Here is a 15,696-nt window from a genome sequence, read left to right as displayed (position 1 = left end):
AGAAGTGCGTGTAAAAACAAGTCTGTGCTTAGACGTTAAAACGGTAATGGACCTTCTCCACCTCCGCCAAACGGATGGTCGGGTTGAGGAGGTAAATCGCCCATTGAAGGCACCGGAGCATTCATGCGTGAGCCCAACATGGCTCCTGCATCGGGCATTGGAATCACCAAATCGTCCTCCGGATTTTGGAAACGTGTAAACTCGCCCTTGAATCGAAGTAATACATCGCCTACGGCACCATTACGGTGTTTGGAGATAATGATCTCCGCCATGCCTCGAAGGTCGTTTCCTCGATCGTCCTGATAGATTTTGTAATATTCCGGACGGTGAATGAAACACACCATATCGGCATCCTGCTCGATGGCTCCCGATTCACGAAGGTCGCTCAACTGTGGACGTTTTCCGTCGATACCTTCACGACTCTCGACACCACGATTCAACTGTGACAGCGCAATAATCGGGATATTCAACTCTTTGGCCAACCCTTTTAGTGATCGTGAAATGGTACTGACCTCTTCCTGACGGCTACCGAACGACATACCGCTCGCATTCATCAACTGCAAGTAGTCAATGATAATTACCCTTACTCCATGTTCGCGTACCAAACGTCGTGCTTTTGTACGAAGTTCGAATACCGATAGTGAAGGCGTGTCGTCGACATAAAGAGGGGCATCCAACAAGTCCTTTAATTTATAATCGAGTTGCTGCCATTCATAAGCAGCCAACTGTCCACTTTTAATCTTTTCACTCGGAATCTCGCACACGTTGGAGATCAAACGATTCACCAACTGTACGTTGCTCATTTCAAGCGAGAACAACGCTACCGGATTTCTGAAGTCGACTGCAATATTTTTGGCCATAGAAAGTACAAAGGCCGTCTTACCCATGGCGGGACGAGCAGCGATAATGATCAAGTCGGAGTTTTGCCATCCGGCTGTCATCTTATCGAGCTTCGTGAATCCACTTTCCAAACCACTCAAACCATCGGTTCTGGCGGCCGCTTTCTGGATGAGCTGATACGCTTCGTCAATAATCGGATTGATCTGCGTATAATCTTTCTTTAAGTTCTGTTGCGAGATTTCAAATAGCTTTCCTTCGGCCTCTTGCATCAAATCGTCTACATCGAGTGTTGCATCGAACGCCTTACTCTGAATATTGCTGGTAAACGTGATCAATTCACGTGCCAATGCTTTTTGCGCAATGATTCGGGCATGGTATTCAATGTGAGCCGATGATGCCACCTTACTACTCAACTGGGTGATGTAGAATGGTCCGCCAACCTCTTCCAGATCCCCTCGTTTATTGAGCTGATCTTTTACGGTTAGGATGTCGACCGGCTTTTGGTTGATCGCCAAGTCGGTGATGGCGGAGTATATTAATTGGTGACGATGTTCGTAGAACGAATCGGGACGTAAAATTTCGCTCACGAGCGAATACGCATCTTTTTCGATCATTAATGCTCCCAAGACGGCTTCTTCCAGCTCAACAGCCTGTGGTTGTATACGACCATAGTCGTTGACCGGTTGTACTTTGGTCTTGGTAGTGCGATTATATTTTCTCTGTTCGGGCATTTTGCGTTTTTATAATTTAACCGATGCTAATTTGAATTTTCCTTCAAAGATAAGGAACGACAAAGATAATAACAATTTTTGTGTAACTTTGTAACGACATTCGTAAACTTTATACGACTTTATACGATTGTGCGTAAAATGAACCTTTATTTTAAAAGACAATAAATAACGAACGATATGCTGACTTTCCCTAATGCTAAAATCAACCTCGGTTTACGTATCATAGAAAAGCGTCCTGATGGGTATCATAACTTAGAAACCATTTTTTATCCTGTACCGGTCGAAGATGCTTTAGAAATCACGGAATTAAAAAACAGTACAGAACCTTATCTGTTTCAACAAGTGGGTCTACCTGTGCCGGGTGATTTGAATGATAATTTAGTGGTTAAGGCTTATCAGTTGATGAAGAAGCACTACTCCTTACCTCCTATCGACATCCATTTGATTAAGCACACTCCACTTGGTGCAGGGTTGGGAGGCGGATCGTCCGATGCGGCTTTTATGTTAAAACTGCTTAATCAGCAATTTGCTTTAGGGGCATCCGATGAGGAATTAGAGGGGTATGCCGCACAACTTGGAGCCGATTGTGCCTTCTTTATTAAAAACAAACCGGTCTATGCTGAAGGCATCGGTAATCTCTTCTCTCCGATCGATTTCTCATTGGCCGGCTATCAAATTATCTTGATCAAACCGGATGTTTTTGTTTCTACTCGTGATGCTTTTGCACAAATCACGCCCAAACAACCGGAACTTTCTTTGAAAGAGATCATCCGTCGCCCACTATCGGATTGGAAAGAACTGATGGTGAACGATTTTGAGGCTAGCATCTTCCCAAAATTCCCAATCATTCAATCCATTAAAGAACAGCTTTATGCTCATGGTGCCTTTTATGCTGCGATGAGTGGTTCAGGCTCTTCGGTTTTCGGACTTTTTGCACCGGATAGCATCTTACCCAAATTGGAGAGGAATAGGGAGTGGTTTTATTTTGAGGGAAGATTGAAATAGTGGCTTGAATAAGCTATTCTGAGGAGGTGTGAAAGTTGTTTCATCACTCTAAAAAGAGTGCTTCAATTCGGAGTACGGTCGTTGTGTCGCTGAGATACGGCCGTTGTGTCGCTGAAGTACGGTCGTTGTGTTGCTGAGGTGCGGTCGTTATCTTGCTGAAGTACGGTCGTTATGTTGCTGAGATACGATGCTTATGATTGAAAGCTACGGTCGTTTTTTTTCGGATTGATGATGAAGCATCTTAAGATTGATTTGCTTTATTCTTCCCTAGAGAATTTTATTTTATGATTTATCGCACACCTCTATCACTTTTACAATCCAAACAACTATGAATAAAGGGTTTTAGGATAGTGTGGGATCGATCTTTTTTCTTTTTTATCCCACACTTTGTCGTTTATCTCTCACTATCTCTCACTTATCTTACAAATAGTGAGTTTCTAACTTGACTTTCCGATCATTTGATCGATAATAAACCTATAGGCTATCGTGCGGATGGCTAGTAATAACACGATGTGGTAAATAATTGCCACAATGCAGTAAATAAATAGCGCGATGCGCTAGTGAAATAATGCAATGCGCCAGTGGAATAGTGCAATGTGTTAGGAAAATAAGACAGTGTGATAAGAAAATGAGACAGTGCGTCAGAGAGTCAGTGTTGTTGGCACACTGAATAAAAAAAACGGTACCACGACTCACGTCGAAGTACCGTCACAACACAAACACAAAATAAAACACGACAAAACTACTATGAAATCTAACCTGTATATGCTAGTGCATATGTACGATCAATGTATATTCACATACTCATAGGTCGTCAGGTTGATCTCCGCAAATAAACAAATATTTTTTATAATAAATTGTATAACTCGTGTTAATTTATGTAAAAATTATTATTGAATTCCTCTTTCGCGTAGCTTAAGCTGCCAATTCCATGCAGAACGCAAGGTATCCTCTATCGTTTCGACAGCTTTCCAGCCTAATTCGTTGTTCGCGAAATCCGGATTTGCCCATACTTTTTCAATGTCACCGGCACGACGTCCAACAATTTGATAATTTAACTTGACTCCTGTAGAAGCTTCGAAAGCGTGGATCAATTCAAGAACAGAAAGGCCACGTCCGGTTCCGATGTTGAAAACTTCAACTTTAGCCTTTTGTTTTTGTTCTAGGATGCGTTGGATGGCAATCACGTGTGCTTTAGCTAGATCGACTACATTGATGAAGTCGCGAATACATGATCCGTCCGGAGTGTCGTAATCGTCGCCAAAAACACTAAGTTTCTCACGAATGCCCATAGCGGTTTGTGTTAGGTATGGGACCAAGTTTTGAGGTACACCGTTTGGTAATTCACCTAATAATGCTGTTGGATGAGCGCCAATTGGGTTGAAATAACGCAAAAGAATAGCGCTGATTGGCGATCCTGAAGCTACGGTATCGTGAATAATCTCTTCGTTGATTTGTTTGGTATTGCCGTAAGGGGACTCTGCTTTCTTAATCGGTGCCTTTTCTGTGACCGGAAGTTCGTCCGGTTGACCGTATACGGTACATGATGAGGAGAAGACAATGCCTTCAACACCATGTTTTGGCATCAGCTCGAGAAGGTTGATTAAAGAAACTAAGTTATTGCGATAGTACATCAATGGCTTTTCAACCGACTCGCCTACAGCTTTGCTAGCTGCAAAGTGGATAATAGCCTTAATGCCCTGATATTTAGTAAAAATACCATCTAGACCTGCGTAATCTAGGCAATCTATTTTTTCAAAGACCGGACGGATGCCCGATACTTTCTCGATATTATCGACTACGTCTGCGTTTGAGTTTGATAGGTTATCGATAATGATAACTTCGTATCCACTGTTTTGAAGTTCGACTACGGTGTGCGAACCAATGTAACCTGTTCCTCCGGCTACTAAAATTCTTTCTTTCATAAGTCAATAAAATGGTTAGTTTTTCGTTTTTATTTGTTTAAGCTACAAATGTATAGATTTTATGCGATATGACATTCTTGTTGAAAGGTTTTCTTTCCTAGAATTGGGAAGGGATGACTAAAAAAACAGGGATGCTTTTCTATTTGACTAGAACGCATCCCTGAATGATCAAAGTTTTATATCGTTTGTCTTAAACAACGCCTGAGAATCCCATGAAAGCCATAGCTAGAAGTCCGGCAGTGATTAAGGCGATTGGAGTGCCTTGCATGCCTTTAGGTACTTTAACTAAGCTCATTTGTTCGCGTAAGCCGGCAAAGACAACCAATGCCAATCCAAAGCCAATGGCTGTAGAGAAGGCATAAACGACGCCGGTCAGCAAATCGTAATCTTTCTGAATGACCAAGATGGTGACTCCAAGAATACAACAGTTGGTTGTGATCAGAGGCAAGAAAACGCCTAGGGCTTGATAAAGAGCCGGTGATACTTTTTTAAGGATGATCTCTACCATTTGAACGAGTGCCGCAATCACCAAGATGAAAGTGATGGTTTGCAGATAGCCTAGTCCAAAAGCGTCGAGCACGAATTTCTGAATGAGGAAGGTTACGATGGTTGCAATGGTCAGTACAAAAGCGACTGCCGCACTCATTCCCATTGCGGTTTCAACCTTCTTCGATACGCCTAAAAATGGGCAGATACCCAAGAACTGTGACAACACGATGTTGTTCACAAACACGGCTGATATAAAGATTAATATATATTCCATATAGTTGACTGAATGTTAGTGTTAAACATCTACTGATTAGGCTTTCTTAAAGCTATTAATTAATGCGATGAGATAGCCTAATGCGATAAAGGCACCTGGTGCCAAAACAAAGACAAGCATACCATAATCTTCTGAGAAGAGTGATATGTTGAAGATTTTACCGGTACCTAGAAGTTCACGTACTGAGCCGAGTAATGTGAGTGCAATGGTAAATCCAAGTCCCATACCTAGTCCATCGAACATGGAAGAGAGCGGATTGTTCTTTGCAGCAAAAGCTTCCGCACGTCCAAGTACGATACAGTTCACAACAATCAACGGAATGAAAAGTCCCAGAGTTGCGTACAGTCCCGGTACATAGGCTTGCATCACCATCTGTAATAAGGTTACGAACGATGCGATTACAACAATAAAAGAAGGAATGCGCACCATGTCGGGGATTAAGTTCTTAATTAACGAGATCACTACATTCGAGCAAATCAGTACGAACATTGTAGCTAATCCCATTCCCATACCGTTGATCGCCGAAGAGGTGGTTCCTAGTGTTGGACACATACCCAACAAAAGCACGAATGTTGGGTTCTCTTTGACGATCCCATTCATTAAAACTTTAAAGTTATTCATCTGTCGGTCTCCTTTTAATTAGTTGTTTTTACACTATCGGCTGCACTGATTGGTGCTTTAACCGGTTCGTTCTTATGTGTGGCTCCTGTGGTTGCATTTGTACCGGTGTTGCCTTTATAAGCTTGATAGGCTTTGTTAACCGCACCTAAGAAAGCTCGTGAGGTAATGGTCGATGCAGTAATCGCGTCTACTTCTCCCCCATCCTTGCTGACTTTAAGTTCGCTCTCACCCGGATTTAAGCCTTTGATACCCCGCTTATCGGTTGCATGTTCGGCTTTAAACCAATCGGCTGCTTTCGATCCGAGTCCCGGAGTTTCGGCATGAGCCAACAATGAATAGCTATAGATTTTTCCTTCGGCATCGAATCCGACAAGAACTTTTAGTTCGCCTCCGAAACCTAATGATTTCGATTCGACTGCAGTTCCAACCCATTGATCACCGTCTTTGGCAGGATAGATAATGAAGTCGACCATTTTCTTACCGTCTTTTTCACTGAACAAGGTGTCGCATTCGGCTACCGGATTGTTTGTGAATTTAGGGAGAACTTGCTTCAGAGCTTCATTAAGCGTTTTGGCATTGGCCTCTGCAATAGGCTTTTTAGTCAACTCGTTGACGTATGCTAGTAGTGCTACAGAAACAGCAGTTACGCCGGTGAGCACAAGCAACATGTTTTTTAAAGATGATTCTAGCTTTTTCATTTTTTCTTCGCTACCTCCCCAAAGCGTTTTGGTTTACAATAGTTGTTGATGAGCGGAGTAAAGGCATTCATGATGAGAATGGCAAACGATGCTCCTTCGGGATAAGCTCCGAACAAACGGATGATGATGGTTAAGAAACCGATACATACACCATAAATCAACATTCCCTTTTTACTCATTGGTGAAGTCACATAGTCGGTTGCCATAAAGATAGCTCCTAACATGATACCTCCCGAAACGAGTTGGATCACAGGCGATGCATAACGCATCGGATCGACCATGTGCATAATGCCACCGAATACGAAAACCGTAGTCAAGATAGACACCGGTATATGCCAGGTGATGATCTTACGCCATAACATATAGGCCAAACCGATCAATAGAGCGAGTGCGCTGACTTCTCCTAAACAGCCTCCGTTTTGGCCTAACAATAATTGGAAGGCAGAAGGCAGCTGATCCATGGTTACACCCGGAGCTCCGTTGATGACTCCTTTCATGATAGCAAGCGGAGTCGCTCCTGTTGTTGCATCGGTATAAGCTGTCAGCTGACCAACAACGGGCCAAGTGGTCATCTGTACCGGGAACGATAGTAATAAGAATACGCGGCCTGCGAGTGCCGGATTGAAAGGGTTGCAACCTAATCCGCCAAATGACATCTTACCTACTCCGATTGCAAATAAAGCACCGATAATGATAATCCAGATCGGTAAGTTTGAAGGGAGGTTGAAGGCCAAAAGTACACCGGTAATGATAGCCGATCCGTCGAAGATAGTCGTTTCTGCCTTTTTCATAATGAATTTGGCGATAGCCCATTCAAAGAACAAGCAGGCAGCGACTGACGTTAAAGTCACCACAAGTGCTCCTAATCCGAAGAATAGCAGCGAGGTGATAAATGCAGGTATTAAGGCTATTAATACCCCATACATATTTTTTTGTACACTGTCGCCGCTATGAACGTGTGGCGACAAGGATACGATAAGTTTATTTTCCATATTCGATTATTTTTTTGCTTGACGTGCACGAATCATTGCCCCTACTTTCGTTTTGCCTAAACGACAATAGTCGAGCAGCGGACGATTGGCCGGACAGGTGAACTGACAAGAACCGCACTCAATGCAATCCATAATTTTCTCATTCTCCATTCTTTCGAAATCGGCATTCTCTGACAACGCACCCAATAAATAAGGTTCTAGTCCCATTGGACAAGCGGAAACACATTTTGAGCAACGGATACAAGTTTGTACTTCGCCTCGTTTAGCTTCTTTCTTGTTCATGATAAGGATGCCTGAGCTTCCTTTAGCTGTGGGAACATCAATGTTCATTAATGCTTTTCCCATCATCGGACCACCACCGATCACTTTTCCGGTATCTTCGGGAAGACCACCACAAGCTTCAATCAGTTGGCTCATAGGTGTTCCAACGCGTGCACGGAAGTTCGATGGTTTAGCAACCGACTTTCCGGTAACGGTGATGATGCGTTCGAATAAGGGTTTGTTTTTTTGTACGGCTTCGTAAACGGCAAAAGCTGTTCCGACGTTTTGTACGACTGCTCCGGTAGAGATTGGTAAAGCGCCGCTGGCAACTTGACGTTTGGTGATGGCGTCAATGAGTTGCTTTTCACCACCTTGTGGGTATTGTACCTTTAGAGGGATGATTTCAATGCCGGCATAATGTGCGGCCATTTTAGTCATCAGCTCGATAGCATCAGGTTTATTATTCTCGATTCCGATAAAAGCTTTATTTACTTTTACGGCTTTCATCAACAAGCATACCCCAACCATAATTTCTTCGGCATGCTCAAGCATGAGCTGATGGTCGGCAGTCAGGTAGGGTTCACATTCTACAGCGTTGATGATGACACATTCTGCCTTTGCTGTTGGAGGTGGGGTCAGTTTGACTTGTGTTGGAAAACACGCACCGCCTAATCCGACAATTCCGGCGTCGGCTACTTTCTTAATGATCTCTTCCGGAGAGAGTTGGCACTCTTTAACTAAAGTTGTGCTTCGGTCGATAGACTCTTCCCATTCATCTCCTTCAACATCAATAAAAATAGCTGGTTTGGGATAACCACTAGCATCGATAATCGTATCGATCTTTACCACTTTACCGCTAACGGACGAATGGATGGCTGCAGATACAAACCCGGCGGGTTCTGCAATTTTGGTGCCGACCTTAACTATGTCGCCTTTAGCTACAATAGGTTTGGCGGGCGCTCCAATATGTTGACCTAAAAGAATCACCGCTTTCGAGGGGATTTCTGCCGCAATAATAGGCTGATTGGCCGAGAATTTATTCTCTTGCGGATGTACACCACCAATTGAAAATGTCTTTAACATGATATCTTTTCCTATTTTAATAATCAATTAATTCTGAACACTCACCGGAGTTGCCTCTTCAGCTTTAGGCTTACGTGGTGGGAAGTTTAATTCGATAATTGTGCCCTGAGGACAAACTTCGACGCATTTACGACAAGATCTACATTTGTTCGGATCAATGTAAGCGAGGTTGTCTTGTAAGGTGATGGCTTCAAACGGACAAGTCTTAACGCATTTGCCGCAACCGATACAGCTCACGTCGCAAGCTTTACGAGCAACCGCACCTTTGTCTTTATTTACACATGAGATGTAAACGCGACGTGACTTTTTGCCTTTTGGACGGATCTCAATGATGCTTTTCGGACAAGCTTTGACACAAGCTCCGCAAGCCGTACATTTTTCTTCGTCTACCTCTGGTAATCCGGTTTCAGGGTTCATGTGAATGGCATCGAATAAACAAGCCGACACACAGTCGCCACAACCTAAACATCCGTAGCTACAACCGGTCTCACCACTGTAAAGTGATGCGGCAATAGCACAACTTTTTGCTCCGTCGTATTGATTGATGCGAGGGCGATTTGCGCAGGTACCGTTGCATCTTACCACAGCCACTTGAGGCTCGGCTTCCGCTACGGCTAGTCCAAGGATGTTGGCGACTTCGCCCATTACCGGCTGACCGCCGACCGGACAAAATTTACCTTCGAGTGAGCCGGCTTTCACACAAGCATCGGCAAACCCGCTACAACCTGGATAACCGCATCCTCCACAATTGGCTTGCGGAAGAACCTCGGCAACTTTTGCAATGCGCGGATCTTCATAAACGGCAAATTTCTTGGACGCCACATACAATATGGCAGCTGAGACCAAAGCAATGGCACCCAATGAAATTACTGCAATCAGAATCAAATTCATAATTTTAGTTATTTAGTTGGTTTTATTGTAAATGATAGTTTATGTTTCAGACGTGTTTTATTGAAATTTAAAATGAGATAATAGGGTATCAAGGTGCATAATGATAATAAAGCGGCATGCAACTCATTATCGAACCATGACATGAATAAAAACAAGGAGGTGATAAGAATTAAAAACGGAATAACAAAGGCTAACAAAACAGCAAACAGTCCCATAGACATTTCGCCTATGACCCATACTTGTTGCCCGATGCTATAAGACGAGGGTGATGAATCGTATAGATCGATTACGCGATCTTTACACTCTGAAGAAGAACAGTGCCCCTTTGCGCTGCAAGAAGCACAACCTGAGGTCTGGACGATTCTCACGCTAATATGAGAACCCTGTATGTTTTCCACAATACCTAATTGCTTTATCGTATTAGTCATTTTGCAAACTCAACATTACAAATTGCGGCAAATTTAAACATTATTTGCGAACTATAAAGAGATAAAGTCTTTTTTTTATTTCATTAAAGAATGTTGTTGGTTATCGTTGCGTTATCGCACACAGAATTTAATTTTCTTGTAGTGAGTGAATTCTGCTGATGATTTTTTCAGCCGAGAGATTTCGATTCTACTTCGAAAAGATGATTTTCTTTTGAGGGTGATCCTAAAAGTGGAATTCCCCTTGTTGCATGAATGACCAGCAACAAGGGGAATTCCACTTTTAGGAAGTGGCGTTTTACCACTTATAGTTAATACCGAAACTTAACAATTCTTTCAATTGGAAATAACTTGTTCCGGTAGTTGGTTTGGCACTATCGTCAAAACGCGCATGAATAAATAGTTTGGTTGACAAGTAGCGGTTAAGAATGAAATTGAAGGTGTTCTCCCACTCCATACGTACCCACTGATAGTTGGTCAGATAGTTCAATCTTGAATCTAATGTTATTGATGAAATAATCTTCCAAGACAATGTTGGCTGGAATTGCGAACCGATATCATGTTTTGAACTTTCGCCCGCTTTAAGACCAAACTTCTCTTCGTTTATTTTATCGTTTCCGATGTAACGGTAGCTATAGGTTAATGGGGCAATGTAAAGTGATAAATTGATTTTCTTCTTATTTAATTTGTAATCCATACCAATACCTGCTGAGAAGTCGGCCGGAGCAAGGAATGCAGAGATGAGTTCTTCATTGTTGGCCTTATAACCATTAAAGAACTGAGTTTTAAATTCTGCCGAAAGGGTATAATACCATTTACTATTATGCTTGGCTCTTAAACCGAGTTTACTATATAAACGGAACTGGTCGGTTGTAATTAAGTAGTCGTGAAACTTATCGGATGGGGTTGACGAAATACCCACTTTAGCTTCCATTTGATTCTCGAACAAGATACGTTCGCGGTCGTTGTAGTTAGCAAACAATTGCAAAACGGCCATTCCGGAGTAGTTGCTTTCGCCTCCCTTATACCAGTTTTCGGAAATATGGTTCTGGGTGATTTGCAGTGATCCGTTACCACCGGTTACCCACCAGTTCGGACGTCTAATCTTTGTTTCTACCGTTTTAACGTTCTCATTGACCTCTTCCGGTTGAAAGAGAGCCAGAACTTTGGCTTTCGGAGAAATTTTAGGTTTGATATCTTCTCTAAAGATATCACGACTCATAATTTTATCTTCTGTGGTAACGACCAACTGAGGATTGTTGAGATATAAGCTCATTAACGTACGGTCGACCAATTGGTTGGTTCGATCGATAGCGGTAAATGTTGACGAAGTGTCCGGCAACGATAAACTGTCGGGAGTCGACGGCTCAAAAGAGGACTTGAAAGGAGGTTCGAGTTTCCAATTCAATTTCGAATAACGCTCCATTGGTGAATAATAGAAAGCTAATGGAGAAAACAGACGATAATAATTCGGATCCGACGCTATATATCTTTCCGGAACTGCCGGATCGTTCAGATAATCTAATTGAGCAATATACTTATTATATAAAATGGATACGGTATCTAACTTTGGTGGTTTATGATCCATATTTAACTTCAAGATAAGATAACGTTGAAGTTGGGCAGAAATGGTGTCGACTTTTGTAGTAGCTTTATGCGTTTGATGGTGTGTAACTTGAGCCAGGGACTGTTCTACCCCGGTCGATAAAGATAAAATAATCGCAAAACTTGCAGAAAGAATAAAATGTCTCTTCATAATTCACAATATTTGTCACAAAAATACATTAAATTGTTCAAAAAACATAGTCTTTATTTAAAATTGCATTTTTTAATAAAATTGTTCAAAGGAAAGGCTGGATTCTTCTTCTTTTTTTTATATTTTTGCAGTTTTTAAGTTATAAAATCTACGAGTAAACAAATTAATTAAACAGTTACGCTGTGGGAGAAACAAAGTATATTTTCGTAACCGGTGGTGTAGCCTCTTCTCTTGGAAAAGGTATCATTTCATCATCCATCGGAAAGTTGCTGCAAGCAAGAGGTTATAAAGTAACTATCCAAAAGTTCGACCCGTATATCAATATTGATCCGGGAACGCTAAATCCTTATGAACACGGAGAGTGCTATGTGACAGTCGATGGTCACGAAGCCGACTTAGACTTAGGACACTATGAACGTTTTCTAGGTATTCAGACAACCAAAGCAAACAACATCACGACAGGACGTATTTACAAAAGCGTAATCGATAAAGAACGTCGAGGCGATTATTTAGGAAAGACGATTCAGGTGATTCCTCACATTACAGACGAAATTAAACGTAATGTAAAATTGTTGGGGAATAAGTATAAATTTGATTTTGTTATCACTGAAATTGGAGGTACTGTAGGCGATATCGAGTCTCTTCCTTATTTGGAGAGCATCCGTCAGTTAAAATGGGAATTGGGTCAAAATGCACTTTGTGTACACCTGACTTATGTTCCGTATTTAGCAGCTGCAGGTGAGTTAAAAACAAAACCGACTCAACACTCTGTAAAAGAATTGCAATCGTTAGGAGTTCAACCTGATGTTTTAGTGTTACGTACTGAGCATGAATTAAGCACAAACCTACGTAAAAAAGTGGCCTTGTTCTGTAATGTTGAAGAAGGAGCTGTGGTTCAGTCTATCGATGCTTCGACTATTTACGAAGTGCCATTGTTGATGCAAGAACAAGGTTTGGATGAAACTATTTTACGTAAGATGGGCTTGCCAAGTGGTGAAAAACCAAACTTGGGACCATGGCGTGAGTTCTTGAAACGTCGTGCTAATGCAAAAGATACGGTGACTATTGCCATGGTTGGTAAGTATGTTGAATTGCAAGATGCATACAAGTCTATCCTTGAAGCATTGTCGCAAGCCGGTACTTACAATGATCATAAAGTGAAGATCGAATACGTTTCTTCAGAAAAGCTTACCGACGCTAATGTCGAAGAGCTGATTGGCCATGCCGATGGTGTTGTAATCTGTCCGGGATTCGGTTCAAGAGGTATTGAAGGTAAGTTTGTTGCTGCTAAGTATACTCGTGAACATGATGTACCAACTTTTGGTATCTGTTTGGGTATGCAATGTATTGCAATCGAGTTTGCTCGTAATGTTTTGGGATACGAAGATGCCAATTCAGTAGAAATGGATGAAAAGACCAAGCACAATGTGATCGATATTATGGAAGAGCAAAAAGCGATTACTAATATGGGGGGCACGATGCGTCTGGGAGCGTTCGAATGTGTGGTTGATAAGAAATCGAAAACTTATCAAGCTTATCAAGAAGAGCATATTCAAGAACGTCACCGTCATCGCTATGAGTTCAACAACTCTTATCGTAATGAATATGAAAAAGCCGGCATGAAGTGTGTTGGAATCAATCCGGAGTCGGACCTTGTTGAGATCGTGGAAATACCAACATTGAAATGGTACATTGGTACACAGTTCCATCCGGAATACAGCAGTACGGTGCTTCACCCTCACCCATTGTTTGTTTCATTCATTAAAGCTGCTATTGATAATAAAAAACAGTAACTTAATAAAAACATAACTTTATGGATAAAAATACCATAACAGGTCTGGTGCTGATTGGCGCTTTGTTGGTCGGATTCAGTTTTTGGAGTCGTCCCAGCGAAGAACAGTTAGCTGCTCAAAAAAAGTATTATGACTCTATTGCTGTGGTACAAAAGCAGAAGGAAGCACTGGAAGCTAAGACTGCTGCAGCTTTGGCCAATGAATCGAAAGTTGTTGAACAGAAAGATTCTTCTTCATTGTTCTTCAATGCACAAAATGGTTCAGAAACGTTCACAACGATTCAGAACAATGTTGTAGCACTAACCTTATCTAATAAGGGAGGTCGTGTTTATTCGGCTCAACTGAAGGAGTACAAGTCGCAAGACAAAACAAGCCCTGTTGTTTTGTTCGATGCTGATGAAGCCGGATTGAATTTTAACTTCTACAACAAAGAAGGAGTCATTCAAACCAAAGACTATTACTTTGAGGCAGTCAACCAAAACGACAGTAGCGTAACGATGCGCTTAGTTGCCGATAGTGCTAGTTATATTGATTTTATTTATACGCTTAAACCGGATAGTTACTTGATGAGTTTTGTGATCAAGGCAACCGGTATGGATGATAAGCTCTCATCGACGACTCATTATGTCGATATCGAATGGGCACAAAAGGCTCGTCAACAAGAAAAAGGATTCATGTATGAGAATCGTTTGGCTGAGCTGACCTATAAAATTACAGGAGAACATGCTGATTATCTATCGGCTAGTAAAGATGATGAGAAGAAGATCGACGGTTTAGTAAACTGGGTCGCTTTTAAGAACCAGTTCTTCTCTTCTGTATTCATTGCTAATCGTCAGTTTGCTTCAACCAAATTGAACTCCAAAATGGAGAAGCAAGGTAGCGGATATATTAAAGATTATTCTGCTGAGATGAATACGTTCTTTGATCCTTCCGGTAAAGAGACAACTGATTTGTTCCTCTATTTCGGTCCTAATCATTATAAGACTTTGAAGTCGCTTGATGAGAATCTGGATGCAGATTGGGATTTGGAAGATTTAGTTTACTTGGGATGGCCTATCGTGCGTGAAGTGAACAAATACTTTACGATTAACATCTTCGACTGGTTGACTAAGCTAGGATTGAGCATGGGCGTTGTTCTGTTGATCTTAACGATTGTTGTCAAAGCTGCTGTATATCCGGCAACTTGGAAGACTTATATGTCGTCGGCTAAGATGCGTGTGCTTAAACCAAAAGTAGACGAAATCAACAAGAAATATCCAAAGAAAGAGGATGCAATGAAGAAGCAACAAGAGATGATGGGACTTTATAGTCAATATGGTGTCAGCCCAATGGGTGGTTGTTTGCCGATGTTGCTACAATTTCCTATTCTGATGGCACTCTTTATGTTTGTGCCAAGTGCGATCGAATTGCGTCAGGAAAGCTTCTTATGGGCGAGCGATTTATCGACTTACGATGCTTTCATCACTTTCCCATTCCATGTGCCTCTTCTTGGTGATCACTTGAGTTTGTTCTGTTTATTGATGACGGTAACAAACATCTTGAACACTAAATACACAATGACAATGCAGGATACCGGTGCTCAACCACAGATGCCTGCTATGAAATGGATGATGTATTTGATGCCTGTGATGTTCTTATTCGTGTTGAACGATTATCCTTCAGGTTTGAACTACTATTACTTCATTTCGACTTTGATCAGTGTGGTGACTATGATTGTTCTTCGCAAAACGACCGACGAGACTAAGTTGTTGGCTATTTTGGAAGCAAAGAAGAAAGATCCGAAACAAATGAAGAAGACTGGATTTGCAGCTCGTTTGGAAGCGATGCAAAAACAGCAAGAGCAAATGATGAAAGATCGTCAGAAGAAATAAATCGTATCTTACGTCATTTAATATAAAACAGACAAGGCCGT

General features: G+C 41.7%; 13 protein-coding genes. 3 read left to right on the top strand and 10 right to left on the bottom strand.

Annotated elements, in window-relative coordinates; translation table 11 throughout:
* Positions 1 to 35: 35 nt before the first annotated feature.
* Positions 36 to 1,571 carry a replicative DNA helicase gene (dnaB, locus tag AC4PG5_RS03815; protein ID WP_492030136.1) on the bottom strand — a complete coding sequence of 512 codons (1,536 nt, stop codon included), beginning with the start codon at positions 1,569 to 1,571 and terminating at the stop codon, positions 36 to 38.
* A 177-nt stretch (positions 1,572 to 1,748) separates the two neighbouring features.
* Here dnaB and ispE point away from each other — a divergent pair, with 177 nt between their 5' ends.
* Positions 1,749 to 2,576, top strand: a complete 828-nt coding sequence (ispE, locus tag AC4PG5_RS03810) for a 4-(cytidine 5'-diphospho)-2-C-methyl-D-erythritol kinase (RefSeq protein ID WP_492030135.1) — start codon at positions 1,749 to 1,751, stop codon at positions 2,574 to 2,576.
* Between the two features lie 890 nt (positions 2,577 to 3,466).
* Here ispE and galE read toward each other — a convergent pair.
* From galE to AC4PG5_RS03765, 9 genes are all read right to left on the bottom strand, one after another.
* Positions 3,467 to 4,501, bottom strand: coding sequence for a UDP-glucose 4-epimerase GalE (galE, locus tag AC4PG5_RS03805; protein ID WP_492030134.1), 1,035 nt, complete (start codon positions 4,499 to 4,501; stop codon positions 3,467 to 3,469).
* A 190-nt stretch (positions 4,502 to 4,691) separates the two neighbouring features.
* Positions 4,692 to 5,264 (bottom strand): electron transport complex subunit RsxA, encoded by a 573-nt coding sequence (rsxA, locus tag AC4PG5_RS03800; protein ID WP_492030133.1) that lies wholly within the window; start codon positions 5,262 to 5,264, stop codon positions 4,692 to 4,694.
* 36 nt (positions 5,265 to 5,300) lie between these two features.
* The gene (gene rsxE / locus AC4PG5_RS03795) at positions 5,301 to 5,885 is read right to left on the bottom strand and encodes an electron transport complex subunit RsxE (RefSeq protein ID WP_492030132.1); all 585 of its coding nucleotides are present in this window, start codon (positions 5,883 to 5,885) and stop codon (positions 5,301 to 5,303) included.
* 14 nt (positions 5,886 to 5,899) lie between these two features.
* Positions 5,900 to 6,583 carry an RnfABCDGE type electron transport complex subunit G gene (locus tag AC4PG5_RS03790; RefSeq protein WP_492030131.1) on the bottom strand — a complete coding sequence of 228 codons (684 nt, stop codon included), beginning with the start codon at positions 6,581 to 6,583 and terminating at the stop codon, positions 5,900 to 5,902.
* Positions 6,580 to 7,575: an RnfABCDGE type electron transport complex subunit D gene (locus tag AC4PG5_RS03785; protein ID WP_492030130.1), complete on the bottom strand. Its 996-nt coding sequence runs from the start codon at positions 7,573 to 7,575 to the stop codon at positions 6,580 to 6,582. The genes AC4PG5_RS03790 and AC4PG5_RS03785 overlap by 4 nt, the downstream gene beginning before the upstream one ends.
* A gap of 6 nt (positions 7,576 to 7,581) precedes the next feature.
* Positions 7,582 to 8,919, bottom strand: coding sequence for an electron transport complex subunit RsxC (rsxC, locus tag AC4PG5_RS03780; RefSeq protein ID WP_492030129.1), 1,338 nt, complete (start codon positions 8,917 to 8,919; stop codon positions 7,582 to 7,584).
* Positions 8,920 to 8,946: 27 nt separating this feature from the next.
* Positions 8,947 to 9,810, bottom strand: a complete 864-nt coding sequence (locus AC4PG5_RS03775) for a Fe-S cluster domain-containing protein (RefSeq protein ID WP_492030128.1) — start codon at positions 9,808 to 9,810, stop codon at positions 8,947 to 8,949.
* Positions 9,811 to 9,818: 8 nt separating this feature from the next.
* Positions 9,819 to 10,238, bottom strand: coding sequence for a SoxR reducing system RseC family protein (locus tag AC4PG5_RS03770; RefSeq protein ID WP_492030127.1), 420 nt, complete (start codon positions 10,236 to 10,238; stop codon positions 9,819 to 9,821).
* A gap of 295 nt (positions 10,239 to 10,533) precedes the next feature.
* Entirely contained in the window at positions 10,534 to 11,991 is a 1,458-nt protein-coding gene (locus AC4PG5_RS03765) for a DUF3078 domain-containing protein (RefSeq protein ID WP_492030126.1), read from the bottom strand.
* 182 nt (positions 11,992 to 12,173) lie between these two features.
* On the opposite strand from AC4PG5_RS03765, the gene pyrG reads away from it, so the two are divergent.
* Entirely contained in the window at positions 12,174 to 13,784 is a 1,611-nt protein-coding gene (pyrG, locus tag AC4PG5_RS03760) for a CTP synthase (protein WP_492030125.1), read from the top strand.
* 20 nt (positions 13,785 to 13,804) lie between these two features.
* The gene (yidC, locus tag AC4PG5_RS03755; protein ID WP_492030124.1) at positions 13,805 to 15,655 is read left to right on the top strand and encodes a membrane protein insertase YidC; all 1,851 of its coding nucleotides are present in this window, start codon (positions 13,805 to 13,807) and stop codon (positions 15,653 to 15,655) included.
* The last annotated feature ends 41 nt before the right edge of the window (positions 15,656 to 15,696 follow it).

The organism is Bacteroides sp. QWL-09, assembly GCF_058683585.1.
This window is presented reverse-complemented; position numbering and strand designations above follow the sequence as displayed.

What these genes read in the sequence shown, in the direction of transcription:
- AC4PG5_RS03785 (WP_492030130.1), bottom strand. Translation starts at nt 7,575, where the DNA reads ATGGAAAATAAACTTATCGTATCCTTGTCGCCACACGTTCATAGCGGC.
- AC4PG5_RS03765 (WP_492030126.1), bottom strand. Translation starts at nt 11,991, where the DNA reads ATGAAGAGACATTTTATTCTTTCTGCAAGTTTTGCGATTATTTTATCT.
- dnaB (WP_492030136.1), bottom strand. Translation starts at nt 1,571, where the DNA reads ATGCCCGAACAGAGAAAATATAATCGCACTACCAAGACCAAAGTACAA.
- galE (WP_492030134.1), bottom strand. Translation starts at nt 4,501, where the DNA reads ATGAAAGAAAGAATTTTAGTAGCCGGAGGAACAGGTTACATTGGTTCG.
- AC4PG5_RS03790 (WP_492030131.1), bottom strand. Translation starts at nt 6,583, where the DNA reads ATGAAAAAGCTAGAATCATCTTTAAAAAACATGTTGCTTGTGCTCACC.
- AC4PG5_RS03770 (WP_492030127.1), bottom strand. Translation starts at nt 10,238, where the DNA reads ATGACTAATACGATAAAGCAATTAGGTATTGTGGAAAACATACAGGGT.
- rsxE (WP_492030132.1), bottom strand. Translation starts at nt 5,885, where the DNA reads ATGAATAACTTTAAAGTTTTAATGAATGGGATCGTCAAAGAGAACCCA.
- AC4PG5_RS03775 (WP_492030128.1), bottom strand. Translation starts at nt 9,810, where the DNA reads ATGAATTTGATTCTGATTGCAGTAATTTCATTGGGTGCCATTGCTTTG.
- rsxA (WP_492030133.1), bottom strand. Translation starts at nt 5,264, where the DNA reads ATGGAATATATATTAATCTTTATATCAGCCGTGTTTGTGAACAACATC.
- ispE (WP_492030135.1), top strand. Translation starts at nt 1,749, where the DNA reads ATGCTGACTTTCCCTAATGCTAAAATCAACCTCGGTTTACGTATCATA.
- yidC (WP_492030124.1), top strand. Translation starts at nt 13,805, where the DNA reads ATGGATAAAAATACCATAACAGGTCTGGTGCTGATTGGCGCTTTGTTG.
- rsxC (WP_492030129.1), bottom strand. Translation starts at nt 8,919, where the DNA reads ATGTTAAAGACATTTTCAATTGGTGGTGTACATCCGCAAGAGAATAAA.